Consider the following 25,012-nt stretch of genomic DNA (forward strand, 5'->3'; position numbering starts at 1 on the left):
GAGGGGAGAGAGTGGACGAGCGCGACGCGCTGAACATCAACGGCCGGCTGGCCGCCCGCTGGGCCCGGCGGACCGTCGAGCGGCTGCGCCGCGAACGCAACGACATCAACGCCATCAACGTCTTCCCTGTCGCCGACGGCGACACCGGCTCGAACCTCTACCACACCGTCCGCTCGGCCTACCGCGCCGTCGAGAACCTGCGCGGAGCCGTCACCCTCAGCGACGTCATCGGCGCGATGGCCACCGGCGCGCTGCGCGGAGCGCGCGGCAACTCCGGGCTCATCCTGTCGGTTGCCCTGCGCGGGGTCGCCGATGCCCTCGACGGGGTCACCGACCTCGACGCCCCGACCTTCGCCGGCGCACTCGAACTCGCCGCCGCCCGCGCCCGCACCGCCGTCGCCGCCCCCGTCGACGGCACCATGCTCACCGTGCTCGAGGCGATGGCCGCCGAAGCCCGCAGCCAGGCCGATGCCGGTTCCGACCTCATCGGGCTCATCGCCGCCGTGCGCGAAACCTCCCAGCAGGCGCTGCTGGAGACCACCGGACAGCTGCCGGCGCTGACCGAAGCCAACGTCGTCGACGCCGGCTCCTCGGGCATCGTCGAGCTCTTCGACCTGCTCTACCTCACCGTCACCGGTGAGGACCCCGCCGACCACCCCGCCCTGCACGCAGCCCACCTGACCGCCACCACCGGCGGATCCACCGCCTCGGGAACGGACGCCGGGACTGAGGCGAGCACTGCTGTTCAGGAGTGCCGCGAACCGAGTGCCCCGGCGCTGCTGCACACCGGCGAGCAGGGCTTCGAACTCGTCTTCTACGTCGCCGAGCGCCGCGACCGCACCCGGCGGGTGAAGAAGACCCTCACCGCCGCCGGCGGCGACTCGATCGTCGTGTCCTGGCCGATGATCCACGTGCACGTGCCGAGCGAGGACGCGGCCCTGGAGACCCTGCGCGCGTGTGCCGAGCTCGGGGTCGAACGGCTGCGCGTCGAAGACCTCTCCGTCACCGGCGGCCGCAGCCTGGCCACGACCGTCATCGCCGCAGGCTCAGGGGTCGGGATGCTGTTCGCCTGCGCGCTGCAGGACGCCCACGCCGTCAACGCCGACGGGGCAGCAGTCGCCGAGCAGATTGACGAGCTCATCGACGACGCCGGCGCGCCTGTCATCGTCGTCCCCGACTCCGCGCACCTGCTCGGCGAGCTGCGCCGCCGCTACGGCCACGGCAGCGAGACCGCCGGCAGTCTCGACAGCGCCGCCGGCGAGGCCCGCCAGCCGGTCTCGATCGTGCGCTCCCGCTCAGCTGCCGCAGTGCTCTCGGCACTGGCCGTCTACGACAGCGCAGCCCCGGCCGCGGAGGCGTTCGAGGACATGGCCGAATCAGCTTCCGCCACCCGGGTCGGGGGAGTGGTGCGGGCCGAGCGCAGCTCAGCCGGCCCGCTCATCTACGACCGCAACGACCTGCTCACCATCATCGACGGGCGGATCCGCAGCGTTGAGCAGAACCCCGCCGCCGCCGTCATCGCCTGTGCCGACTGGCTCCTCAGCGCCGGCGGTGAGGTCATGACGATCGTCACCGGCGCACAGCTGCCGACCAGCGCCGTCGATGCGCTGCTGCGCCACGTCGAGACCCGCCACCCGCTCGTCACCGTCGACATCGTCCACTCCGAGCACCCCGAGGGCTGCGCGGTGCTCGGCGTCGAATAGATCGCGGAGTGCCGAGAAGATGACCCGCGAACCGATCGACGTCAGCACCCTGCTCGACGACGAGCGCCTGTGCGCCGACCTGCGCACCGTCGGCATCACCACAGTCGACGAGGCGCTGCGCTACTTCCCGCGCCGCTACCTGCAGGCAGGGACCCTGAGCAACCTGGCCATGGTGATGGAGGAAGGCGCCGACGTCGCCTTCATGGCCCGCGTCGAATCCGTCACCACCCGGCAGATGCGCCAGCGCCGCGGCAGCATCACCACCGCCCGGGTCTCCGACGGGTCCTTCATCGTCGAAGTGCCGTTCTTCAACCAGCACTGGATCGCCGACAAGATGCTGCCCGGATCTGAGATCGCCATCAGCGGCAAGGTCGCCAAGCAGAACCCCAGATACGGCTCGGCAGCCCACTTCCAGATCAAGAACCCCGTATGGCTCAACCAGATCGCCGGCGACGAGCTGACCTTCGAGACCCGCAGCCACCCGATCCCGATCTACCGGGCCAGCAGCCGGATCGCCACCCACCGCATCGCCGCCGCCATCCGCACGATCCTCGACACCGCACCCGATGAGGTCTTCGCCGACCCGCTGCCCATCCAGGTGCTCAGCGACCGGCAGCTGCCGGACCTGCGCAGCGCCTATGCGCACATGCACCGGCCCGACACGATGGAGCAGGTCGAAGCCGCGCAGCAGCGCTGGAAGTTCGAAGAGGCCTTCGCCCTGCAGGCCCACCTGCTGGCGCAGAAGAGCCTGTGGAACCGGGAGGTCTCCCGCGAGCTCACCGGCCGGGACGACGGGGCGCTTGCCTATTTCGACGAGCACCTGGCCTTCCCGCTCACCGGCGCCCAGCAGCGGGCAGGCGCGCAGATCACCGCCGACCTGGCCCGGCCGCACCCGATGAACCGGCTGCTGCACGGCGATGTCGGCTCCGGCAAGACGCTCGTCGCCCTGCGCGCGATGCTCCAGGCCGTCGACTCCGGCTGCCAGGCCGCGATGCTCGCCCCCACCGAAGTGCTGGCCGCCCAGCACTACCGCTCGCTCATGGCGATGCTCGGCCCCCAGGCCGAGGACCCCTCGCTGTTCTCCCACGGCCGGCTCTCACACGAGCACACCCGGGTGCGGGTGGCGCTGCTGACCGGCTCGCTGTCGACGAAGGAGCGCAAGGAGCTGCTGCTGGCTCTCGTCGCCGGGCAGATCGACATCATCGTCGGCACCCACGCACTCGTCTCCGAGACGACGCTCTTCAACGCCCTCGGCCTCGTCGTCATCGACGAACAGCATCGCTTCGGCGTCGCCCAGCGGGAGGCGCTGCGCCGCAAATCCTCCGACTATGCCCCGCACGCCCTCGTCATGACCGCCACCCCGATCCCGCGCACCATGGCGCTGACCGTCTTCGGCGACCTGGAGACCTCGGTGCTCGACGAGCTGCCGCACGGGCCCAAGAACATCGCCACCCACGCGTTCTCCCTCAGCGAGCACCCCACCTGGCTTGACCGGGTGCTCACCATCGTCGCCGAGGCGGCCGCGAGCGGGCAGCAGACGTTCATCGTCGCCTCGAAGATCGACTTCGACCCCGGCCAGGGTGACCCGCTGACCGCACCGATCGGCGTCGACGAGCTCCAGCGCCGCCTCCAGGCCCACCCAGCCGTCGCCCATCTCGACATGGCGGCAGTGCATGGCCGGATGAGCATGGAGGACAAAGAGGACGTCATGCGCGCCTTCGCCGCCGGCAAGCTCGATGTGCTCATCGCCACCACCGTCATCGAAGTCGGCATCGACGTCCCCCGCGCCCGCATCATGGTGATCTTCGATGCCGAGAACTTCGGCGTCGCCCAGCTGCACCAGCTGCGCGGACGCATCGGCCGCGACGGGCAGCCCTCGACCTGCTTCCTGCTCACCCACCAGCCCTCTGGCAGCGAGGCGATGGAACGACTGCAGACCGTCGCCGAGACCCTCGACGGCTTCGCCCTGGCCGAGTTCGACATGGAGAAGCGCCGCGAAGGCGATGTCCTCGGTCGCACCCAGTGGGGGCGGACCTCACTGAAGCACCTGTCGGTCGCCCGCGACGCACGCGTCATCGAAGACGCCCGGAAGGCCGCAGCAGACGTCGTCGACGCTGACCCGCTGTTCGAGGCCTACCCGCACCTGCGCGACTTCATCGACACGATCATCGGCCCCGAACGCAGCTTCGGCAGCACGGCGGACTGAGCATGCGCATCATCGCAGGCCGCTGCAAGGGCCACCGCCTCAAAACCCCGCCCGGCGAGGGCACCCGCCCGACCTCTGACCGGGTGCGCGAATCCCTGTTCTCCTCACTCACCACCCTCGACGTGCTCACCGGCGCCCACGTCCTCGACGTCTGCGCAGGCTCCGGCGGCCTCGGCTTCGAAGCCCTCTCCCGCGGAGCAGCCCACGTCACCTTCATCGAACGCGCCGCCTCCGTGTGCCGCGTCATCACCGCCAACGCCCGCTCCCTGCGCGTCACAGGCGAGGTCGAGATCATCCAGGCTCCGGCCGCCTCGGGCGCTGGACGGCTGCCGGACGGCAGCATCGACCTCATCTTCGCCGACCCGCCGTACCCCATGCCCGAAGCGGAGGTGACCGCGATCCTGGACGCGTGCGTCCCGCTGCTGCGCGGCCCGGCAGCGCTCATCGTGCTCGAGCGCTCCGGCCGGTCACCGGAGCCGACGCTGCCGGAGCAGCTGGAGGTGTTCCGGCACAGGAAGGCCGGTGAGACCGCGCTGTGGTTCCTGCAGCTGCGGGAGTGACGAACGTGCGGGGCTGACGCCTGGGGTCAGTGCTCGAGCACTGCGGAGAGGAACTTCGCGGTGCGCTCGTGCTGCGGGCGGGTGAAGATCTCATCCGGCGGGCCGTCTTCGATGATCTGGCCGTCGGAGAACATCATCACTCGCTGAGAGACGTCGCGGGCGAACTGCATCTCGTGGGTGACGATGAGCATCGTGATGTCGGTGGTCTCGGCGATCTCACGCAGCACCCCGAGCACATCGTCGACCAGCTCCGGGTCGAGCGCCGAGGTGACCTCGTCCAGCAGCAGCACCTCGGGATCCATCGCCAGCGCACGGGCGATCGCCACGCGCTGCTGCTGCCCGCCCGAGAGCTTCGTGGGATGCTCATTCTCCTTGTCGGCCAGGCCGACCCGCTTGAGCAGCGCCCGCGCCTTCTCCAGCGCATCAGCCTTCGACATGCCGAGCACGTGGATCGGGGCCTCGATGATGTTCTCGGCGACCGTCATATTGGGAAACAGGTTGAAGTGCTGGAACACCATGCCGATGCGCTTGGTGTTGCTGCGGACCTGCTTCTTCGGCAGCGCCACCCGCTTGTCGCCGCGCTTCTCATGCGTCAGCGGCCTGCCGTGGACACAGATGTAGCCATCGGTCAGGCTCTCCAGGGTCATGATGAGCCGGAGGATCGTCGTCTTGCCCGAACCGCTGGGCCCGATGAGCGTGACGCGCTCGCCTGGGGCGACGGAGAAGTTGAGGTCCTGGAGGACGACGTTGTCGCCGAAGCGCTTTTCGACATCGATGAACTCGATGGCCGGCTGGGCTGCTGCAGCGCCGTCCGCGCGGGACTGTGGGGTCTCGTCAGTACCGGGCAAGGGACTTCTCCAATCGTCGGATGAGCAGGGAGGTCGGATAGCTGGCGGCCAGGAAGATGAGGCCGGCGAGCGTGAATGCCTCGGTGTAGGCGAAATGACGGCCGCCGTACTGCTGGGCGGAGGTCACCAGCTCGACGACCCCGATGGCGAATAGGAACGGGGTGTCCTTGAACATCGCCACCGCGTAGTTGCCCAGCGAGGGGACGGTCGCCCGCAGCGCCTGGGGGAGGACGATCGAGCGGAACGCACGGGCCGGCGGCAGCGACAGCGCGCTGATCGCCTCCCACTGGCCCTTCGGCACCGAGTCGATGCCGGCCCGGTAGCTTTCGGACATGTACGTCGAATAGTGCACGCCGATGATGATGAGCCCGAGCGTCAGCGACGGGATCCCGGCGAGCACCGGATGCTTGGCGAACAGGAAGTAGATGAACAGCAGCTGCACCACCAGCGGCGTGTTGCGCACGAACGCGACGGCGAGCTTGAGCAGCCAGTTGATCCACCGAGGGAGGATGCGCAGCAGAATCGCGATGACGAGTCCGAGCACGATCGCGATGAGCGTACCGCCGACGGTGGCGATGAGGGTATTGCCGAAGCCCTTGAGCAGCAGCGGCAGCGCATCGAATGCGCGCGACCAATCCCACATCAGCCCAGCACCTCCTTCTTCGGTCGGTGCTGCCGGAAGAACACGCTGCGCAGCCGTCCGGACTTCTCGCGCCGGCCCAGCGCGACCGCGGCCCGGTGCTCGAGGGCATCCATGCCGACCTGGAGCAGCCAGGCGAGCACGAAGTACAGCAGCAGACCGACGGTGTAGGCGAAGAAGGTGTCGCCGGTGGCCTGCCGCAGCTGGTCGATGCGGTCGGTGAGGTCCTGAAGGGTGATGAAGGAGACGACTGCGGTGCCCTTGAGCAGCTGGATGAGCAGCGTCGCCAGCGACGGGATCATGAGCAGCCAGGCCTGCGGGAAGATGATGCGCCGCATCATCCGCACCGGCGACAGGCTCAGCGCCGTCGCCGCCTCCCACTGGCCGCGGTCGACATGTGCGATCGACGAGCGCACCACCTCGGCTGAGTATGCCCCGTAGTTCAGTGCCAGGGCGAAGATGCCGCAGCTGAGCGGATCGAGATTCACCCCAGCAGCGGCAGCACGTAGAAGAGCCAGAACAGCTGCACGAGCAGGGACGTGCCGCGGAAGAACTCGACGACGATGCGCGCCGGGATGCCGAGCCAGCGGTACGGGCTGGCCATCGCAAGGCCGAGCACCAGGGCGATGAGCAGCGCACCGGCTGCGCCGCCGGCGGTGAGGAGGAGGGTGATCTTCAGGCCGTCCCACAGCTGGGGCACATAGCTGAAGAGCGTCGAGAGGTTGTCTGTCATGAGTGCGTGTCTGTCATGTGCGTGCCTGGATTCCGGGGCGAGGGTGCAGAGGACGTGCCGTCACCGGCAGGCGGCCCGCTTTCGAGGTGCGGGCCGCTCAGCCGGTGACAGCCGACGTGATCAGCTGGGCAGGTCACCCGAGCACAGCTGCTCAGTGGTGATGGACCCGTCAGGGCGCTCCTCGGCGGTGAAGCCGAACTCGCCGACGATGTCGAGGTAGCGCTGTTCGTCTCCGACGATCTCGTCGAGCTTCTCGTTGTAGGCCTTGAGCAGCTCTTCGTCGTCGGTGCGGAAGACGGTGCCGCCGGCACCGATCTGCGGCACGCCGTCGATCTCCTGCACGAACGACTCGGTCACCTCGACACCGGCATCCGGGTTGTTGTCGGCCATCCAGTTGAGAGAGATGCCGGTGAGCGCGAAGACATCGGCTCGGCCGGAGGTCACCATGTCCATGCCGTCCTGCGGGGCGCCGACCTCAGTCGAGCCCTCGATGCCGAGATCTGCCGCGTAGTCCGATTCGATAGCGCCGGTCATCGTGGCCAGCGTGACATCCGGATTGGCTGCGACGTCATCGAGCGTCTTGAGGTTGTGCGGGTTGCCCTCTTCGACCATCAGCGCGGTGGTGTACATGAATTCCGGATTGGAGAACGACGCCTGTTCGCAGCGGTCGGGCAGGATCGACATGCCTGCGGAGACGACGTCGAAGCGGTCGGCGTTGAGGCCCGGGATGAGGCCGCCGAACTCGGTGAGCACGCCGTCGACCTCCTCGATGCCGAGCTCCTTGAAGATCTCACGGTGCAGCGCGACGGTGGCGCCGGTCAGTTCGCCGTCGGCTTCGAAACTGTAGGGGGCCTCACCGGCGAAGCCGACGGTGATCTTCTTATCCTCCTGGGCCTTCTCCAGCGTGCTGCCCGCATCTGAACCGCCTCCGCCGCAGGCGGCGACGAGTCCAAGTGATGCGATGGCGGCAAGGGCTGCCAGGGGGGCGGGCGATTCTGTGGTTGCGCATAGATACTCCGTTTCGTGCGTACAGCAGGTGACGACCAGGCAAGAAGTGTCGACCGAGCCGGTATGACCCACGTCACTGTTCAACAACAGTACCGAGCCGCGGCTCTGCGCCTATCGCATTCCCGGGAGCGTTAAGACATCGTTACATGTCCTGGCCGCCGCCGAGGTGTCCTGCGCTAGTCTGAGAGCGTCACCAGCCCCTGATGGAACGGATGCGTATGAAGGTCGTCTGCCCCGGCTCCTATGACCCGGTCACCGTCGGACACATCGACATCGCCGCCCGGGCCGCCGCACTGTTCGACGAGGTTGTCATCGCGGTGGTGCACAACCCGGCCAAGACCGGCCATTATCCGGTCGCCCAGCGCATCGAGCTCATCGAAGCTGCGCTGGCGGCCGAGCCGCGCACGGCGGAGGCCGCGAACATCGTCATCGACGATGTGCCCGGCGGACTGCTCGTCGACTACTGCGCGCAGATCGGCGCCGCTGCCGTCGTCAAGGGTCTGCGCTCTGGCACCGACTTCGCCTATGAGCTGCCGATGGCGCTGATGAACCGGCATCTGACCGAGCTGGAGACGATCTTCCTGCCCGGCGATCCGCGCTTCGAGCACGTCTCCTCCTCGCTCATCCGCGAAGTCCACGCCCTCGGAGGGGACGTCTCCGGGCTCGTGCCCGCCGCGGTGCTCGCTGCGATGGATGCCAAGTGTCAGGCCGAATGACGGCCGGTCGCCGGTTGTCGGCAGGCGCCCGGTGAGGTGCACATCACCTCAAGTGGCAATCACTGGGCGAAGCCATTAGACTGTTTCCTTGCGTGTGATCCGTTGCGTGCCGACATCACGGACAGCGTCCAAACCGGAGGTGAAGACACATGAGCAGTCGATCTGACCTCATCGTCGACCTTCGCTCGCTCGGCCTGGCAGACAGGCCCGGCGAATGGACCCGGCTGGAACGTGACGTCCCGGCTCCGGCGGATCTGCGGATCGAGATGATCGGAGTGCCAACCGGTTCGCCGCTTCACCTGGACCTGCAGCTCGACTCCGTGGTGGAGGGGATCTTCGTCTCCGGCACCGTCACGGCCACGGCCCAGGGACAGGACGCCCGCACGCTGGAGGATCTGGAGGTTCCGCTGAACGTGGAGCTGTCCGAACTCTTCGCGTACGAGGTCGAAGAAGGCGACGAGGAGACATATCCGGTTGATCGCGATCGGATCGACCTCGAACCGGCGATCCGAGACGCACTCGTCATGGCTTTGCCGTTCCGTCCTCTCAAGGATGGGGAGGATGCGGACGAGTTCCGGTACACCGTCGGCGAAGACATCGTCGAAGAGGCACCGGAAGATGACCCGCGCTGGTCAGAACTGAAACGACTGTTAGAAGAGAAAGAGAGCTAGACGTGGCTGTTCCCAAGCGAAAGATGTCGCGCAGCAATACCCGCCACCGTCGTTCGCAGTGGAAGGCCAAGGTTCCGACCCTGGTCAAGACTGTGGAGAACGGTCGCGTTGTGTACTCGCGCCCGCACCAGGCCAAGGTGGTTGAAGACTCCGCCGGCACCCCGCTGTTCCTTGAATACAAGGGACGCAAGGTCGCCGACATCTGATTCGGTTCTGCACCGGAATCGCATCAGACAGTGGAATCAGCACCTGATCTGAACACACTCAACGAGCGTCTCGGGGTCGACATCGACCCCGAGACGCTTCGTCTTGCCCTCACGCACCGCAGCTACGCGTTCGAGAACGGCGGCATCCCCACCAATGAGCGCCTCGAGTTCCTCGGCGACGCCGTCCTGCAGCTCGTCGCCACCGAGTCGCTGTTCCTCGACAACCCCGAGCTGCCCGAGGGCCGGCTGGCGAAGATGCGCGCCGCCGTCGTCAACACCCGTGCGCTGGCACAGATCGCCCGGCGTCTGAAGATCGGCGAGTTCGTGCTGCTGGGCAAGGGCGAGGAGATGACCGGCGGGCGGACGAAGGACTCAATCCTCGCCGACACCGTCGAATCCCTCATCGGCGCCTGCTTCATCAGCCGCGGCCGCGCAGAGGCCTTCGCACTCGTCCACCGGCTCATCGACGACATGCTCATCGACGCCGTCCGCCTCGGCGCAGGCATGGACTACAAGACGACCCTGCAGGAAGCCGCCGCCGACCTCGACCTCGGCGCCGTCGTCTACGACGTCACCGGCCGCGGACCCGACCACGCACGCGTCTTCACCGCCGTCGCCCTGCTCGGCGGGACGGCATGGGGCACCGGCGAAGGCACCTCGAAGAAGGCCGCAGAAGCCGTCGCCGCCGAGACCGCCGTCACCGCGATCCGCGCCGCCCACCCGGACTACAGCCGGCACTGAGTCCCCCGCGCCCCGGATCGATCGGCGCCGGTGCGGCAGGGGTACAATTCGTGTATGAACTCCCTTCTTCTGGCCGCTGACAATCCCCTCATGCCAACCGCATACGACGTCGTCTGGTCGACGATCTTCATCGCCGGCGTCATCATGGCGATCATCGGATTCATCTTCCTCTTCAAGCTCGATCAGCCCAAGCACATGCGGCTGCTTCTGGGGATCCTGCTGCTCTTCATGCCGCCGGTCGGGCTCATCGTCGTCATGTACATGTACTACAGCGGCCGCAAGACAGCGGCTGCCTGAGCGAGGTCCGTGCCCGAGCTTCCCGAAGTCGAATCCGTCCGCCGAGGCCTGGCCGACTGGCTGCCCGGCGCCCGCGTCGACGCAGTTCGCCTGCACGATCCGCGGATCCTCGGCACCACCTCCCAGCGCACCATCGCCCCAGCCGCCGCCGAGGCGTTCGCCACCGGCATCACCGGCGCCGGTTTCGACGTGCCGGCTCGCCGGGGGAAGTTCCTGTGGGTGCCGCTGGCCGGCACCGGAGATACGCCGGAGCGCGCACTGTCGGTCCATCTGGGGATGAGCGGACAGTTCCGCATCCACGAGCCCGGCGACCCGGTCCACCGGCACACGCGTGCAGACTTCACCTGCTTCTCACCTGATGGCCGGGAGTTCTCGCTCCGGTTCGTCGACCAGCGGATCTTCGGCCACCTCGGCATCGATGAGCTCACCGTGCCAGGCCGGTGGAACAGCAGCCTGCCGGTGCCCGCACAGATGACGCACATCGCCCCAGACCCGCTGGAGGAGAGCACTGATCTCGATGCGATCGCGCGGCTGGTCAAGACGAAGCGCTCAGCGATCAAATCGGTGCTGCTCGACCAGAGCGTGCTCAGCGGCATCGGCAACATCTACGCCGACGAGGCGCTCCACCGCGCTGGTGTTCATCCGCTCGCCCAGGCGTGTCGGCTGCGGATCTCCCGGGTGCGGACCGTGCTGGAGTCCGCGCGCGAGGTGATGCTCGAAGCACTCGAGCAGGGCGGGACGAGCTTCGATGCCCTCTACGTCAACGTCAACGGTGAATCCGGCTACTTCGACCGGTCACTCGGCGTCTATGGCCGCACCGGGCAGCCGTGTCTGCGCTGCGGCGCCCTCATCACCCGCCTCGTCGTCGGCGGCCGTGGCACGCACATCTGCCTGCAGTGCCAGAAACCGCAGCGCTGAGCCCGAACGTGAGGCGGGCTCTGGCGCGAGCGAGCCGCCCATGCTGAAGTCGAACTCACGAGTGATCGAACTCAGTAGTGGTAGCGAGCCTGCAAGATCACTACGTCGTCACCGTCGACAAGATACACAAGCCTGTGCTCCTCAGTGATCCGACGCGACCAGGCCCCCTGAGCGCCGTACTTGAGCTGCTCCGGCTTGCCGATCCCGGCGAAGGGTTCGCGCAGGCAGGCATCGATGAGCGTATTGATGCGTTTGAGGACCTTCCGGTCGGCAGTCTGCCAGTACGTGTAGTCCTCCCAGGCGGACCTGTCCCAGACCAGGCGCACTCAGATGTACCGGTCGGCATCGTCGGTGCGGTCGAGTTCATGCACCTCGGTCGTGCCCGAGGTGGCGCGCTCGTAGGAATCGAGCAGCCGACGGGCGTTTGCGGGCGAGCGGAACAGGTAGGCGGTCTCCTGCCATGCCGCGTACTCGTCGGCCGGCATGAGGACGGCGTTGCCCTTCCGAGAGACAATCTCCACGGCCTCCCGGTCATCGTTGACGCGCTGGATGAGTGGAAACAGGGTCTTGCGGGCTTCGCTGGCGCTGATGGACATGGGTTGCTCCCTTCGCCACATGTATCGTACTAGTTTATGGTACCAGTTAGATCGGTTTCGCGGAACGGCAGGCTTCGGGTTCGCGGCGTTCGTCACTCTCCCACGCCGAAACTCACCGAAGTAATCAGGCTGACTCGGCTCACATGATCTCGCGCTGCCCCAGGTCCCGTGCTGAGACTGAGATTACCTCCCCGAAGTGGACGCGATCACCGCCTCGGGAGCGGTGCGCAGAACCTCCGTGTGCGGTTCTTTGAAGCTGTTGCGGCTGGTCAGGCCCGGCGCGTCGTCCCAGACGGTAGACTTTCGCACAATGTCACCGCTGGCATGACACCGGACCCGACCGCGGAGAGGAGCCCAGGCGATGTACCTGAAGTCGCTGACGCTGCGCGGTTTCAAGTCCTTCGCCTCAGCCACCACGCTCGCATTCGAACCCGGCATCACCTGTGTCGTCGGACCCAATGGCTCGGGCAAGTCCAATGTCGTCGACGCGCTGGCCTGGGTGATGGGGGAGCAGGGGGCGAAGAACCTGCGCGGCGGGAAGATGGACGACGTCATCTTCGCCGGCACCTCCTCCCGGCAGGCCCTCGGGCGCGCCGAAGTGTCGCTGACGATCGACAACACCGACGGTGCGATTCCGATCGAGTACACCGAGGTGACGATCTCCCGGACGCTGTTCCGCACCGGCGGCAGCGAGTACGCCGTCAACGGCGCACCGGCCCGGCTGCTCGACATCCAGGAGCTGCTCAACGACTCCGGTCTGGGCAAGGAGATGCATGTCATCGTCGGGCAGGGCCGGCTCGACCAGATCCTGCACGCCGACCCACTCGAGCGCCGCGGCTTCATCGAAGAGGCCGCCGGGGTGCTCAAGCATCGCCGCCGCAAGGACAAGGCGCTGCGCAAGCTCACCGGCCTGCAGACCAACCTCGACCGGGTCGCTGACCTGCGCGCCGAACTCGCCCGGCAGCTCGGCCCGCTCGGCCGGCAGGCCAAAGCAGCCAAACGCGCCGCCGTCGTGCAGGCGACCCTGCGCGACACCGCCGCCCGGCTGCTCGCCGACGACATCGTCCAAGTCCAGGCCCGGCTGGAGACCATCACCGGGCCCGAAGACTCCCAGCAGCGCCGCGAACAGCTGCAGGCCGCGCTCACCGACATCGACGAGCGGATCCGCGCGGTCGAAACACAGCTGCGCGACCACGACTCCGGCGCCGAGGCGATCCGCACCCGGCTGCGCACCGCCGGCAACCGCGCCACCCGCGCTACCGCGCTGGCCCAGCGGGCAGGCGACCGGATCGGGTTCCTCGAACAGGCCCCGGTCGAACGCAGCGGCGGCGACAGCCCCGATGCCATCCGCGCCAGGGCTGCGAAGTTCGAAGAGGAACTCGAAACCGTGGCAGCCGATCACGAGCAGAAAGCCGGCGAACTCGCCGCGCTCACCACCCGGCGCGATGAAGCGGCTGGGAAGCTTGAGGAAGCCGAGCAGCAGCTCACCGCTCAGCGCCAGCGCATCGCCCAGCGGCTGCGGGAGCGCTCCAGCGTCGAATCCGCCCGCGATGTCGCGCGCAAGACCCTCGCCGACACCCAGCGCCAGCTCACAGGCGTCGACGAACAGGAATCGTCCCTCACCAGCAGGCTCAACGAGGCGAAGACGGCACTGGCCTCAGCCCAGCAGCAGGCACAGGACACCGAATCTGGGGAGACCGCGCTCGACGAAGCCCACGAAGCGGCACTTGAGAAGCTCAACGCTCTGCAGGAGACGAAGTCGCAGGACGAAGCTGAACGCGACGAGATCCGCACCGAACTCGGCCAGGCCAAGGCCCGGGTCGAGGCGCTGCAGATGAGCACCCGGCTGGCCGCCGAGACCGCTGAGCTGCTCGACAGCGGACTGCCCGGCATCCAGAGTGCCGTCGGCGATCAGCTCGGCATCACTCCCGGCTGCGAAACCGCGATCACCGCTGTCCTCGGCGAACTCGCCGGCGCTGTCGTCGTCGACGACATCGATGCCGCACTCGCCGTGCTCACCCACGTCGGCGAGGACACCGACGTCGACCTCGTCGTCGCCGGACCGCCGAACGCTGCCACGGGCAAGACGGGTGCACCGGCGACCACCGCCTCGGGAGCGGAAGCCCCCGACCTGAGCCGCGGAATGGCAGCACTCGACCTCGTCTCCACCAGCCACCCCGGCCTGGCGGCACTGCTGAGGGCCAGCCTCGGCGAGGTCATCGTCGTCGACTCCGCTGACACCGCCGCCGCGCGCGCCCGCGACGCCGGCGGAAAGACCTTCGTCACCCCGGCCGGTGAGGTGTTCTCACCCTTCCGGGTGGCTCGGGCCAGCTCCGGTGAGGGCGCGCGTATCGCCTCACGCCAGGCGCTGGCCGAAACCGTCGAGAAGGTCGAGGCACTCGAGCGGTCGCTGGCCGCCGTCGAGAAGCGCCTGGCTGATGCCGAACCCGGCATCAGCCAGGCACAGACCGCAGTCGATGAGGCACTGGAGAAGCTGTATGCCTCCGATGCGCAGATCGTGGCCGTCGGCCAGGAAGTCTCCCGCGCAGCAGAGGAAGTCCAGCGCCTGGAGAAGACCCTCGCCGGCACCGAGGAGACCCGCAGCAGGCTCAGCGACGACATCGCGCAGGCCGAAGCCGAACTCGCACGCGCCGAAACCGCGCTGCAGGCCAACACCGACCACGTCGAGGACGAACCGGACACGAGCGAACGCGACCGACTCGCCGCACGCGTCGCAGGACTTGGCGATGAGGTGATGGAAGCCCGCATCGCCGAACGCGGACTCAGCGACCGCGTCGGCTTCCTCACCGACCGGATCCGCGGCCTCGAACGGGCAGCCAAGCACGAGGAGGACGCCCGCGCCCAAGCCGCCCGGGCCGCAGCGCGGCGGCGCGCCCAGGCCGCATCAGCCCGCGTCATCGAACGACTCGCCGAAGCGCTCGCCACACGGCTCAAGGACATCGAAGCCCGCGCCGAAACCGAACTGGCCGAATCGAAGACCCGGCACGAACAGCTCGACGAGGAGCTGCGCCGGCTGCGCGAATCCCGCGCCAGCCAGGCCGAAGAGCTCACCGCTGTCACTGATGCCGAACACCAAGCCCAGCTGGCACGCGAACGGTTCGTCCTCACCCTTGATGAGCTCACCCGCCGGGCACGCGAGGACATCGGCCTGTCCCCGGAGAACCTCGTCGACCAGTTCGGACCGCACATGCCGGTGCCGATCCTGGACGAGACAGCCGGCCGCGACGACGACGGCCCGGCCGCCGAGGTGCCCTACGTTCGTGCCGATGTCGAGAAAGCGCATGCCGCTGCCGAGAAGGAACTGAAGAAGATCGGGGCGGTCAACCCGCTGGCATTGGAGGAGTACGCCGCGCTCAACGAGCGCCACGACTACCTCGAAAAGCAGATCAACGACATCGAGACGAGCCGGCGCGACCTGCTCAAGCTCGTCGACGACGTCGACGAGCACGTCCGTGCCGTCTTCGCTGAGGCGTTCGCTGACACCCAGCGGGAGTTCGCCGACATCTTCTCCCGCCTCTTCCCGGGAGGCGAGGGCCGGCTAGAACTCACCGAACCCGATGACATGCTCGCCACCGGCGTCGACGTCTACGCCCGCCCGGCCGGCAAGAAGGTCAAACGGCTCTCGCTGCTCTCCGGCGGTGAGCGCTCCCTGGTGGCGATCGCCATGCTCGTGGCGATCTTCAAGGCCCGGCCGAGCCCGTTCTACGTCATGGACGAAGTCGAAGCCGCCCTCGACGACCTCAACCTCTCGCGCCTGCTCACGGTGTTCCAGGAGCTGCAGGAGTCCTCCCAGCTCATCGTCATCACCCACCAGAAGCGCACGATGGAGATCGCCGACGCCCTCTACGGCGTCACCATGCACGGCGACGGCGTCTCAAAGGTGATCTCTCAGCGAATTCACCGCACCGAATCATCCGGTCCGGCAAGTGATTAGGAGGCGGGGATATACACTGAAGAGGACGAACGCTCATCGCCGAGGTGCTGGGCGTTCACGAGTACACGGACACCGGTAGAAGAAGGAGCTCCCCGCCCATGCCCGCAGGTCAGCCCATTTCGGAGACGCCATGGGCATAGGCGGCGGCATGGCAGTCCTCATCGGCATGGGAGCCACGGTGCTCATCGGCCTCGTCATCGTGCTCGTCGTCGCGCTGCCGGGCCTGCAGTCCGAAGGCCGGATCAAGAGCGACCGCACCCAGCGCTTCCGGCTGCCGAGCGAATGGACCGGATACGACGATGACGCCTACGGGTTCTTCGGCCACGACGAGGAGACCTCGCACCTGGCCACCCGCGAACAGGCTGCCGTCACCGCGATGCGCGAGCACTCCTATGTGCTGCGCCCGCAGCCGCGCCGCCACTGCACCCCGCCGCTGCTGACCTTCCGCCCGCGCACCCGGCACTGGAAGGTGCCCGAGACCGGATCGGGCTTCCGCACCGCCATCACCCTGCTGTTCGGATAGGCCCGGCTGGCAGCTTGCCAGTCTCTGACGCACATGGCACTGTGCACTGTGAAGCGCCCGACCCGGGCACCTGAGATCATGACCTTCCCCTCAACTGACCGCCGACCGACGCTGCCGCACATGGCCGGCCCGCCTACTGTTTGGAGATGAACGTGGACCTCCTGACCGGAGACTCACTGCTGTGGATCGTGCTCATCGGCGCCGCCGTGCTCATCATCGGCGGAGCCTTCCTCTTCGTCCCGAAGCGCCGCAAGCCCGCCCCGCCGGAAAGCGAGCTGCCGGACCTGGCCGAGGAGCCGGGCCTCGAACCCGGTGACGAGCCCGCCGAGGCGCCGGTTGCCGTTGAGACGCCGACCGAGCCCACGACACGGCTGGCCAAGCTGCGCAACCGGCTGTCGAAGTCGAACTCCACGCTCGGCCGCGGGCTGCTCGCCCTGCTCTCACGCGACACCCTCGATGAGGCGACGTGGGAGGAGATCGAGGACACCCTCATCATGGCCGACCTCGGCGTCGACACCACCACCGAACTCGTCGACCGGCTGCGCGAACGTGTCCGCGTGCTCGGCACCCGCGAACCTGACACCATGCGCGAACTGCTGCGCGAAGAGCTCATCAACGTCGTCGATCCGACCATGGACCGCAGCCTCAACGTCGAACGCGAGAACTCCGGCACACCCGGCAGCGACCCGGCCGTCGTGCTCGTCGTCGGCGTCAACGGCGCCGGCAAGACGACAACGGTCGGCAAGATCGCCCGCGTGCTCGTCGCCGAGGGCCGCAGCGTGCGCCTCGGCGCAGCCGACACCTTCCGTGCTGCGGCTGCCGAACAGCTGACCACCTGGGGTGAGCGCGTCGGCGTCGAGACGATCAGGGGAGAAGAAGGCGCCGATCCCGCCTCGGTCGCCTACGCCGCAGTCGAACAGGGCAAGGTCGACGGCACCGACGTCGTGCTCATCGACACCGCCGGGCGCCTGCAGAACAAGCGCGACCTCATGGACGAGCTCGGCAAGGTCAAGCGTGTGGCCTCCCGCCCGCTGAGCGAAGAGGGCCACGACATCGACGAGGTGCTCCTGGTCCTCGACGCGACCACCGGACAGAACGGCATGCAGCAGGCCAAGGTGTTCTCCGAAGCCGTCCACATCACCGGCATCGTGCTCACCAAACTCGACGGCACCGCCAAGGGCGGCATCGTCGTCGCCGTGCAGCGTGCCCTCGGCGTGCCGGTCAAGCTCATCGGCCTCGGTGAGGGCGCTGACGACCTCGCACCCTTCGACGCGGCGGGATTCGTCGACGCGCTGCTGGCCGAATAAGCGCGCCGCAGCCGTGCGTCACGGCCGGCACGCTGGCCATGCGGCGGGCGGCGGCCGTGCGTTATCCTGAGATGTTGACAAGCACTGACTCTGACGAAAGCTGAAGACCTTCGTGTTCAATTCACTCTCCGATCGTCTGACATCGACCTTCAAGAACCTGCGCGGCAAGGGCCGCCTGTCCGAAGCAGATGTCGATGCCACGATCCGGGAAATCCGGCGCGCCCTCCTCGACGCCGACGTCGCGCTGCCGGTGGTGCGCACCTTCACCGGCAATGTGCGCGAACGCGCGCTGTCCTCGGAGGTCTCAGCGGCACTGAACCCGGGCCAGCAGGTCGTCAAGATCGTCAACGACGAACTCGTCTCGATCCTCGGCGGCCAGACCCGCCGCCTGCAGTTTGCCAAGCGCCCGCCGACGGTTATCATGCTCGCCGGCCTCCAGGGTGCCGGTAAGACCACCCTGGCCGGCAAGCTCGCCCACTGGCTCAAGTCCGAAGGGCACCGGCCGATGCTCGTTGCCGCCGACCTGCAGCGGCCCAACGCCGTCAACCAGCTGCAGATCGTCGGTGAGCGCGCCGGCGCCTACACCTATGCTCCCGAACCCGGCAACGGCGTCGGCGACCCGGTCAAGGTCGCCACCGACGCCATCGGTGTGGCCAAGTCGAAGCTGCACGACGTCGTCATCGTCGACACCGCCGGCCGGCTGGGCATCGACGAAGTCCTCATGCAGCAGGCCGCTGACATCCGCGCAGCCGTCAACCCCGATGAGGTCCTCTTCGTCATCGATGCGATGATCGGCCAGGACGCCGTGCAGACCGCCGAGGCGTTCCTCGAAGGCGTCGACTTCACCGGTGTCGTGCTCTCCAAGCTCGATGGCGACTCCCGCGGTGGTGCCGCACTCTCGGTCGCCCAGGTGACCGGCAAGCCCATCATGTTCGCCTCCACCGGCGAGGGCATGAAGGACTTCGAGCAGTTCCACCCCGACCGGATGGCCGACCGCATCCTCGATATGGGCGACATCCTCACCCTCATCGAGCAGGCCGAGAAGACCTTCGACCAGGAGCAGACGCAGAAGCTGGCGAAGAAGGTCCAGGCCGGTGAGGACTTCGACCTCAACGACTTCCTCACCCAGATGGCTGCGGTGAAGAAGATGGGCTCGCTGAAGAAGATGATCGGCATGATGCCGGGCATGAGCCAGTACAAGGAGCAGCTCGAGGCCTTCGATGAACGCGAGATCGACCGGGTCGAGGCGATCGTGAAGTCGATGACCCCGCAGGAGCGCACCAACCCCAAGATCCTCAACGGCTCTCGCCGCGCCCGTATCGCCAAGGGCTCGGGCACCACCGTCACGCAGGTCAACCAGCTCATGGAGCGCTTCGCCGCGGCCCAGAAGATGATGCGCCAGATGGGCAAGGGCGGCGGCATGCCCGGCATGGGCGGCCAGCCCGGCGGTGCCCCCGGCATGGGAGGCATGCCCGGAATGGGAGGCCTGCCCGGTGCCCCCGGCGGACGTGGTCCCAGCCGCAAGAAGAAGGGCAAGAAGGGCAAGGCCGCCGGCAAGTCCGGCAACCCGGCCAAGCGCGCCGAGCAGGAGAAGCTCGCACAGCTCAAGCGCGAGGGCAAGGAGCCGACCCCGACCGGCTCGGCCTTCGGCAACCTCGGCCTGGACAAGGACGAGGACATCGATCTCTCGAAGCTGCCCAAGGGCTTCGGCGGGATCTTCGGCAAGGACTGATACAACCGCCCGCCTGCCGGTTGTCTCCGGTTGGCGCGGTGTGCACATTTCTGGCAGAATATTCGCTTGTACTCGACTGTGCTCGGACCCTCTCAACCGCAGCGCAGTCCGGTCCACGCGCGCGTCAGCTGAGTCCATCCCCACGGATGCGGTGACGCCTGCAGCACCTAACATGCAAAAGGAGACACCACTACAGTGGCAGTCAAGATTCGACTCACCCGCATGGGCAAGATCCGTGCACCCTTCTACCGTGTTGTCGTTGCCGACTCCCGCACCCGCCGTGACGGCCGTGCGATCGAGGAGATCGGCATCTACCACCCGACCCGTGAGCCCTCGGTCGTCGAGATCGACTCCGAGCGCGCACAGTACTGGCTGTCCGTCGGCGCCCAGCCGACCGACCAGGTCAAGGCACTGCTGAAGCTCACCGGCGACTGGGCGAAGTTCACCGGCGAAGGCAGCACCGAGAGCTCGGTCAAGCCGCAGCAGGAGAAGGAGGGCTTCACCGCCCCGGCCGCCGACTCGGTCGTCAAGGAGACCAAGAAGGACGACGAGGCCGAGCAGGCTGAGGAGAAGTCCGCCGAGGCACCGGCCGAGGACAAGGCTGACGAGACCGCTGAGGCCCCGGCTGAGGAATCGGCCGAGGCTGCGAGCGAAGAGAGCTGATCATGCTCTCCCAGGCTCTCGACCACCTCGTGCGCGGCATCGTCGACAACCCCGATGATGTCTCGGTGCGTTCGCGCGGATCGCAGCGCGGCACCACGCTCGAAGTCCGCGTCCACCCCGACGATCTCGGCCGCGTCATCGGCCGCTCGGGTCGCACCGCCAAGGCGCTGCGCACTGTCATGAGCGCCCTCGCCGGCCGTGAACAGGTGCGCGTCGACCTCATCGAGGCCTAAGCGCAGCCGCAGACAGCTGAAAAGCCCCGGCACCACCCCATGTGGGAGGTGCCGGGGCTTTCGCGTGCCCGGTTCGCAGCCCGCACAGGGAAGCTACATCCTGTGCTGGTTGAATGGCATGCGGAGAAGTCACCCGCCTGGTCGCCGGACCAGCCAGCTGAGTTAGCCGAAATGAGTGCCATGACATCTGCGAGTTCACAACCGAGCCGGAGGCGATGGCGCCTTTGGGTGGTGGTCGCGGTGATCGCTGCAATCGCCTTAGTCGTCGCCGCAGTCGTCTGGCTGCGCGGAGGCGTCGAGCAGCGCACGGTCGGAGACCTGCTCGAATCGGACAGCGAGATCCATCCGGTCGAAGCGACATCGGAACTGTGCCGAGAGCCTGGGTGCGTCGAAGGCTGGCGCACAGACGTCGGTGACTATCTGCGGTTCGACTCCGTCGGGGAAGCCGAATACTGGGCCGCCGTGCGCGGGGATGAGAGCAGACGGTGGGAGAACTTCGTCCTCGATTTCGGTGACAACGAGTTGAATGCCGATCAGCGCCGCCTTGCTGTCGACATCCTCTTCGCCTGGCACGACTGGAATTGAGACCAATAGAGGTCCGGCTGAGCTGGCTCCAGGCCTCGTGCCCAACGGCTGGACGTGACCGCCTGCGATACCGTTGGAGTCATGAGCACAGTAGTCGCCCGCCTGGGCAAACCGCACGGCATCCGCGGTGAGATGACCGTCGAAGTCCGCACCGACGATCCCGATGAGCGCTTCGTTCCCGAGGCGGTGTTCGGCACCGAGCCTGATATCGGCCCGCTGACGCTCACCCGCGCCCGCTGGCACCGCGACCGGCTGCTGCTCAGCTTCGCGGAGGTGCCTGACCGGAACCGGGCCGAGGAGATCCGCAACACCCTCATCACCGTCGATGCCGAGGACACCGATGACGACGATGAGGACGCCTGGTACATCGACGACCTCATCGGTGCTGAGGCGCTCATCGGCGACCACCTCGTCGGGAAGGTATCCGGGGTCAGCCCCGGCGCGGCACAGGACCTGCTGCACATCACACCCTCCGCACAGCAGGTCGAGCGCAGCGACTCCGATGAGGAGATCCTCGTGCCCTTCGTCGCCGAGATCGTCCCCGAGGTCGACATCGACGCCGGACGCATCGTGCTCACCCCGCCCGCCGGCCTCATCCCGGGGTTCGACGACTGATGCGCATCGACGTCATCTCGATCTTCCCCGACTACCTCGCCCCGCTTGAACTCTCCCTGACCGGCAAGGCGATGGCCGCAGGCCTCCTCGACGTCGGCATCCACGACCTGCGCGACTGGACCACCGACCGGCACCGCACCGTTGACGACACCCCCTACGGCGGGGGTGCGGGTATGGTCATGAAGCCCGAACCATGGGCCCAGGCACTCACCGACGTGGCCGAATTGGCAGGGCGGGCCGAGCTGTCAGGGTCGGCCGACCTGGCCGGTTCAAGCGACGACACCCCGGCGACCACCGCCTCGGGCACGGGTACCGCCGCCGAGGCGGGGGAGAAGCCGGTGCTCATCGTCCCCTCACCGGCCGGTGCCCCCTTCACCCAAGCCGACGCCCGCCGGCTGGCCGGCCGGTCGCATCTCGTGTTCGCCTGCGGCCGCTACGAGGGCATCGACCAGCGGGTCATCGACTGGGCAGGAGGCGACTTCGACGTCGAACTCGTCTCGATCGGCGACTACGTGCTCAACGGCGGCGAGGTCGCCGCACTCGTCATCATCGAAGCCGTCGCCCGTCTCATCCCCGGCTTCATGGGCAACCCTGAGTCCCTGGTCGAGGAGAGCTACGAGGACGGCCTCCTCGAATACCCCGTCTACACCAAACCCGCCGACTGGCGCGGACACCAGGTGCCCGACGTGCTGCTCTCAGGCAACCACGCCGCGATCGCGCGGTGGCGGCGCGACCAGCGGCTCATCCGCACCCAGCGGACCCGCCCCGACCTGCTCGCCGGCCTCCCCGACGCGGCCCTCGACGCCCGCGACCGCCAGGTGCTCACCGAGGCCGCACGTGAAGTTGAGCCCGGCGGACCCGGCGGCTAAGATAGAGCATTGCGTTTGTTGGCACCGATCTGCCCCGGGGGAGCAGGTGCCAGCGCCCACCGTTAGCCCATGAGGATCATGCCAGCAGGTGAGCGCAGCAGAGGAACAGCAGTTCCGGCAGACGAACTCATCTCATCACCGGCCGTGCGCCGGGCTGATCGAAGCTGTGCCGACCCGAGGCGAGCACACAGGAGAACACATCATGCAGAAGCTTGACATTGTCGACAAGAAGTCGATGAAGACGGACCTCCCCGAGTTCCGCGCAGGCGACACCGTTGACGTCGCCGTCCGCGTCATCGAGGGCAGCCGCTCGCGTATCCAGATGTTCAAGGGTGTCGTCATCCGCCGTCAGGGTGCCGGCATCTCGGAGACCTTCACCGTGCGCAAGATCAGCTTCGGCGTCGGCGTTGAGCGCACCTTCCCGCTCCACTCGCCGACCGTCGAGCGCATCGACGTCGTCTCCCGCGGCATCGTGCGCCGCGCGAAGCTGTACTACCTGCGCAACCTGCGCGGCAAGGCAGCGCGCATCCGCGAGAAGCGCTGATCACTCGCCACAGCGAGACCATGACACCGGCGAAGGGCGTGACTGCACAGTCGCGCCCTTCGCCGCGCCCGAGGCGGTGGCTGCGTGTCATCGCAATCCTCGCGATCGTCGCCGTGCTCACCGCCGCCGGCATCCGGGCACTGGGCGTCCAGTCGTTCTCCATCCCCTCGGAGTCGATGGAGCCGACATTCCGGCCCGGCAACCAGGTCACGGTGCTGCGCGCCGACGCGCTGACCGGCAGCATCGACACCGGTGATGTCGTCGTCATCGACGGCCGCGGCTCCTTCCTGCCGACCAGCCCGCCGAACGCCGCCCAGCAGGTCGGCTCCTGGTTCGGCGCCGGACCCGGCGACGTGTTCTTCATCAAACGCGTCATCGCTGGACCCGGCGACACCCTCGAATGCTGCTCGGATGACGGCAGGCTCATCCGCAACGGTGAAGAGCTCGACGAGCCCTATCTCGCCTCTCCGCCGAGTGCCGACCACCCGGCCTCGGCCACCCCGTTCGCCGTCGACGTGCCCGCCGACCGGCTGTGGCTCATGGGCGACAACCGCGACAACTCGACCGACTCGCGTGCACTGCTCGGCAGCCCCGGCGGCGGGATGATCCCCACGCGCCGGGTCATCGGCGTCGTCATCGGCCACGGCTCCTCGGTTGACCGGGGCAAGTAGGTAGACTGCCTGAGTGGCCCGAAAAAAGTCAGAGAAGAAGAGCCTGCGTTCCTTCCTCGTGGAGGTCGCCGTCATCCTCGTCATCGCCCTGGTCGTCTCGACGGCTGTGAAGACGTGGGTGGTGCGCTCCTTCTACATCCCCTCCAGCTCGATGGAGCCGACCCTGCTCGTCAACGACCGGGTGCTGGCCAACCAGCTGCCGGGCAACTCGGTCAACCGTGGGGACATCGTCGTCTTCACCGATCCCGGCGGATGGCTCTCACCCGGGCTCGTCGCCGACTACAAGCCCAACCCGATCCTCGAGTTCATCGGCCTCGTCCCCTCCGATGCCGGCACCCAGCTCGTCAAGCGGGCGATCGCCGTCGGCGGCGACCACGTCGAATGCTGCGATGCCGAAGGCCGCATCTCCGTCAACGGGCAGCCGCTGGATGAGACCTACCTCGGTGAGGGAACCGAGCCCTCGGAGATCGAGTTCTCCGAAGACGTCCCGGCCGGGCACTACTGGATGATGGGCGACAACCGCACCAACTCGCTCGACTCCCGTTACAACGGTGATGCACCCGGCGGTGCCTTCGTGCCCGAGGACAAGGTGGTGGGCACCGTGTTCGTGCGCAACTGGCCGTTTGACCGGATCGGCCGGCTGAAGAACCCGGAGGCGGTATACGCCGATGTCCCGCAGCCCTGACACCGCCACCCTCGAACGCGCCACCCGCACCGGCAGCACCGCTGCCGGACTGCGCGACCTGAGCGTCGAACGCGAGCTTGCCGCCAGCGGTGTCGAGACGATCATCGGCATGGATGAGGTCGGCCGCGGCTGCGTGGCCGGGCCGATCGGCGTCGGCGCTGTCCACTACCGGCTGGTTGACCTGCTCGCAGGCGACATCCCTGCAGGCATCCACGACTCCAAGCAGCTGAACATCACCGCCCGGCAGACGATCGCCCAGACCGTCACCGCCTGGCAGCAGCACACTGCTGTCGCCTTTGCCGAACCAGCCGAGATCGATGCTCTCGGCGTCACCCTGGCCCTGTGCCTGGCCGGCCGGCGCGCCCTGGCCGCACTGCCGCCGGCCAGCCTCGTGCTGCTCGACGGCAGCCATGACTGGCTGTCCGCACCGCTCACTCTCGACTGTTTCGACACCTTCGGACCCGCCGCCGAGGTCGAGGTCCCGGACGTGCGCACGATCATCAAGGGCGACGGCACCCGCGTGACGATCGCTGCCGCCAGCGTGCTGGCCAAGGTCGCCCGCGATGAGCTCATGCACGCTCTGGCCGCCGAATACCCCGGCTACGCCTGGGACTCCAACGTCGGCTACCTCACCCAGGCCCATCGCGCCGGAGTCGCCGCGCACGGGCTGAGCCCGCATCACCGGCGCAGCTTCCGCATCGACGTCTGAACACCAGCCGGGCAGACGCTCACTGTCCAGACCCTGCCGCCGGTTGAAGATTCTGCAACCGCTGTCGGTGGCATAGGA

The 25,012-nt window shown here is 67.7% G+C and carries 29 protein-coding genes; 22 read left to right on the forward strand and 7 right to left on the reverse strand.

What is annotated here, in order from left to right; genetic code table 11:
- The first annotated feature begins 11 nt into the window (after positions 1-11).
- From H9634_RS01890 to rsmD, 3 genes are read left to right on the forward strand one after another with little or no spacing between them, the layout of a single operon-like run.
- Positions 12-1,703 (forward strand): DAK2 domain-containing protein, encoded by a 1,692-nt coding sequence (locus tag H9634_RS01890; protein ID WP_191725116.1) that lies wholly within the window; start codon positions 12-14, stop codon positions 1,701-1,703.
- Between the two features lie 19 nt (positions 1,704-1,722).
- Positions 1,723-3,909: an ATP-dependent DNA helicase RecG gene (locus H9634_RS01895; RefSeq protein WP_191725117.1), complete on the forward strand. Its 2,187-nt coding sequence runs from the start codon at positions 1,723-1,725 to the stop codon at positions 3,907-3,909.
- 2 nt (positions 3,910-3,911) lie between these two features.
- The gene (rsmD, locus tag H9634_RS01900) at positions 3,912-4,469 is read left to right on the forward strand and encodes a 16S rRNA (guanine(966)-N(2))-methyltransferase RsmD (RefSeq protein ID WP_191725118.1); all 558 of its coding nucleotides are present in this window, start codon (positions 3,912-3,914) and stop codon (positions 4,467-4,469) included.
- Positions 4,470-4,495: 26 nt separating this feature from the next.
- Here rsmD and H9634_RS01905 read toward each other — a convergent pair whose 3' ends face one another.
- The 5 genes from H9634_RS01905 to ehuB form a co-directional block, all read right to left on the reverse strand.
- Positions 4,496-5,317, reverse strand: coding sequence for an amino acid ABC transporter ATP-binding protein (locus H9634_RS01905; RefSeq protein ID WP_225210455.1), 822 nt, complete (start codon positions 5,315-5,317; stop codon positions 4,496-4,498).
- Entirely contained in the window at positions 5,304-5,960 is a 657-nt protein-coding gene (gene ehuD, locus H9634_RS01910) for an ectoine/hydroxyectoine ABC transporter permease subunit EhuD (RefSeq protein ID WP_191725119.1), read from the reverse strand. The genes H9634_RS01905 and ehuD overlap by 14 nt, the downstream gene beginning before the upstream one ends.
- Positions 5,960-6,445, reverse strand: coding sequence for an amino acid ABC transporter permease (locus H9634_RS01915; RefSeq protein ID WP_318244969.1), 486 nt, complete (start codon positions 6,443-6,445; stop codon positions 5,960-5,962). The genes ehuD and H9634_RS01915 overlap by 1 nt, the downstream gene beginning before the upstream one ends.
- On the reverse strand, positions 6,442-6,690 hold the full coding sequence (locus H9634_RS14400) for an ABC transporter permease subunit (protein ID WP_225210456.1): 249 nt from the start codon (positions 6,688-6,690) through the stop codon (positions 6,442-6,444). Before H9634_RS14400 ends, H9634_RS01915 begins: the two co-directional genes overlap by 4 nt.
- Positions 6,691-6,810: 120 nt before the next feature.
- Entirely contained in the window at positions 6,811-7,671 is an 861-nt protein-coding gene (gene ehuB / locus H9634_RS01920) for an ectoine/hydroxyectoine ABC transporter substrate-binding protein EhuB (protein ID WP_191725192.1), read from the reverse strand.
- Positions 7,672-7,916: 245 nt separating this feature from the next.
- Between ehuB and coaD the strand changes: the two genes are divergently transcribed.
- The 6 genes from coaD (at position 7,917) to mutM (ending at position 11,247) form a co-directional block, all read left to right on the forward strand.
- A complete protein-coding gene (gene coaD / locus H9634_RS01925) occupies positions 7,917-8,414 on the forward strand; it encodes a pantetheine-phosphate adenylyltransferase (protein ID WP_191725120.1) in 498 nt (165 codons plus the stop codon).
- A gap of 149 nt (positions 8,415-8,563) precedes the next feature.
- Positions 8,564-9,085: a YceD family protein gene (locus H9634_RS01930; protein WP_191725121.1), complete on the forward strand. Its 522-nt coding sequence runs from the start codon at positions 8,564-8,566 to the stop codon at positions 9,083-9,085.
- A gap of 2 nt (positions 9,086-9,087) precedes the next feature.
- Positions 9,088-9,291: a 50S ribosomal protein L32 gene (gene rpmF / locus H9634_RS01935; RefSeq protein ID WP_102162557.1), complete on the forward strand. Its 204-nt coding sequence runs from the start codon at positions 9,088-9,090 to the stop codon at positions 9,289-9,291.
- Between the two features lie 30 nt (positions 9,292-9,321).
- Positions 9,322-10,032 carry a ribonuclease III gene (gene rnc, locus H9634_RS01940; RefSeq protein WP_191725122.1) on the forward strand — a complete coding sequence of 237 codons (711 nt, stop codon included), beginning with the start codon at positions 9,322-9,324 and terminating at the stop codon, positions 10,030-10,032.
- A 54-nt stretch (positions 10,033-10,086) separates the two neighbouring features.
- The gene (locus H9634_RS01945) at positions 10,087-10,329 is read left to right on the forward strand and encodes a hypothetical protein (RefSeq protein ID WP_191725123.1); all 243 of its coding nucleotides are present in this window, start codon (positions 10,087-10,089) and stop codon (positions 10,327-10,329) included.
- A gap of 9 nt (positions 10,330-10,338) precedes the next feature.
- Positions 10,339-11,247 (forward strand): bifunctional DNA-formamidopyrimidine glycosylase/DNA-(apurinic or apyrimidinic site) lyase, encoded by a 909-nt coding sequence (mutM, locus tag H9634_RS01950; RefSeq protein ID WP_191725124.1) that lies wholly within the window; start codon positions 10,339-10,341, stop codon positions 11,245-11,247.
- A gap of 71 nt (positions 11,248-11,318) precedes the next feature.
- Here mutM and H9634_RS01955 read toward each other — a convergent pair whose 3' ends face one another.
- Together H9634_RS01955 and H9634_RS01960 are read right to left on the reverse strand one after the other, a co-directional pair.
- Complete coding sequence (locus tag H9634_RS01955) at positions 11,319-11,573, reverse strand: Txe/YoeB family addiction module toxin (protein WP_170273404.1); 255 nt, start codon at positions 11,571-11,573, stop codon at positions 11,319-11,321.
- Positions 11,574-11,843, reverse strand: coding sequence for a type II toxin-antitoxin system Phd/YefM family antitoxin (locus H9634_RS01960; protein ID WP_191725125.1), 270 nt, complete (start codon positions 11,841-11,843; stop codon positions 11,574-11,576).
- Between the two features lie 361 nt (positions 11,844-12,204).
- Here H9634_RS01960 and smc point away from each other — a divergent pair, with 361 nt between their 5' ends.
- From smc to H9634_RS02025, 13 genes are all read left to right on the forward strand, one after another.
- A complete protein-coding gene (smc, locus tag H9634_RS01965) occupies positions 12,205-15,798 on the forward strand; it encodes a chromosome segregation protein SMC (protein ID WP_191725126.1) in 3,594 nt (1,197 codons plus the stop codon).
- Between the two features lie 148 nt (positions 15,799-15,946).
- Positions 15,947-16,321: a hypothetical protein gene (locus tag H9634_RS01970; protein WP_225210457.1), complete on the forward strand. Its 375-nt coding sequence runs from the start codon at positions 15,947-15,949 to the stop codon at positions 16,319-16,321.
- A 146-nt stretch (positions 16,322-16,467) separates the two neighbouring features.
- The gene (ftsY, locus tag H9634_RS01975; protein ID WP_225210458.1) at positions 16,468-17,628 is read left to right on the forward strand and encodes a signal recognition particle-docking protein FtsY; all 1,161 of its coding nucleotides are present in this window, start codon (positions 16,468-16,470) and stop codon (positions 17,626-17,628) included.
- A 112-nt stretch (positions 17,629-17,740) separates the two neighbouring features.
- A complete protein-coding gene (gene ffh, locus H9634_RS01980) occupies positions 17,741-19,360 on the forward strand; it encodes a signal recognition particle protein (RefSeq protein WP_191725127.1) in 1,620 nt (539 codons plus the stop codon).
- A gap of 195 nt (positions 19,361-19,555) precedes the next feature.
- The gene (gene rpsP, locus H9634_RS01985; protein ID WP_191725128.1) at positions 19,556-20,023 is read left to right on the forward strand and encodes a 30S ribosomal protein S16; all 468 of its coding nucleotides are present in this window, start codon (positions 19,556-19,558) and stop codon (positions 20,021-20,023) included.
- Between the two features lie 2 nt (positions 20,024-20,025).
- The gene (locus H9634_RS01990; RefSeq protein WP_102162568.1) at positions 20,026-20,256 is read left to right on the forward strand and encodes an RNA-binding protein; all 231 of its coding nucleotides are present in this window, start codon (positions 20,026-20,028) and stop codon (positions 20,254-20,256) included.
- A 240-nt stretch (positions 20,257-20,496) separates the two neighbouring features.
- Positions 20,497-20,841 (forward strand): hypothetical protein, encoded by a 345-nt coding sequence (locus tag H9634_RS01995; protein ID WP_191725129.1) that lies wholly within the window; start codon positions 20,497-20,499, stop codon positions 20,839-20,841.
- Positions 20,842-20,922: 81 nt separating this feature from the next.
- Positions 20,923-21,456, forward strand: a complete 534-nt coding sequence (gene rimM / locus H9634_RS02000; RefSeq protein WP_191725130.1) for a ribosome maturation factor RimM — start codon at positions 20,923-20,925, stop codon at positions 21,454-21,456.
- Positions 21,456-22,325: a tRNA (guanosine(37)-N1)-methyltransferase TrmD gene (trmD, locus tag H9634_RS02005; RefSeq protein WP_191725131.1), complete on the forward strand. Its 870-nt coding sequence runs from the start codon at positions 21,456-21,458 to the stop codon at positions 22,323-22,325. Before rimM ends, trmD begins: the two co-directional genes overlap by 1 nt.
- Positions 22,326-22,527: 202 nt before the next feature.
- Complete coding sequence (rplS, locus tag H9634_RS02010) at positions 22,528-22,869, forward strand: 50S ribosomal protein L19 (protein WP_175292871.1); 342 nt, start codon at positions 22,528-22,530, stop codon at positions 22,867-22,869.
- A 20-nt stretch (positions 22,870-22,889) separates the two neighbouring features.
- Complete coding sequence (gene lepB / locus H9634_RS02015; protein ID WP_191725132.1) at positions 22,890-23,540, forward strand: signal peptidase I; 651 nt, start codon at positions 22,890-22,892, stop codon at positions 23,538-23,540.
- Between the two features lie 13 nt (positions 23,541-23,553).
- The gene (gene lepB / locus H9634_RS02020; protein ID WP_191725133.1) at positions 23,554-24,225 is read left to right on the forward strand and encodes a signal peptidase I; all 672 of its coding nucleotides are present in this window, start codon (positions 23,554-23,556) and stop codon (positions 24,223-24,225) included.
- Positions 24,209-24,934 (forward strand): ribonuclease HII, encoded by a 726-nt coding sequence (locus H9634_RS02025; protein WP_191725134.1) that lies wholly within the window; start codon positions 24,209-24,211, stop codon positions 24,932-24,934. The genes lepB (H9634_RS02020) and H9634_RS02025 overlap by 17 nt, the downstream gene beginning before the upstream one ends.
- Positions 24,935-25,012 lie beyond the last annotated feature (78 nt).

This window comes from Brevibacterium gallinarum, from assembly GCF_014836885.1.
Taxonomy (GTDB): domain Bacteria; phylum Actinomycetota; class Actinomycetes; order Actinomycetales; family Brevibacteriaceae; genus Brevibacterium; species Brevibacterium gallinarum.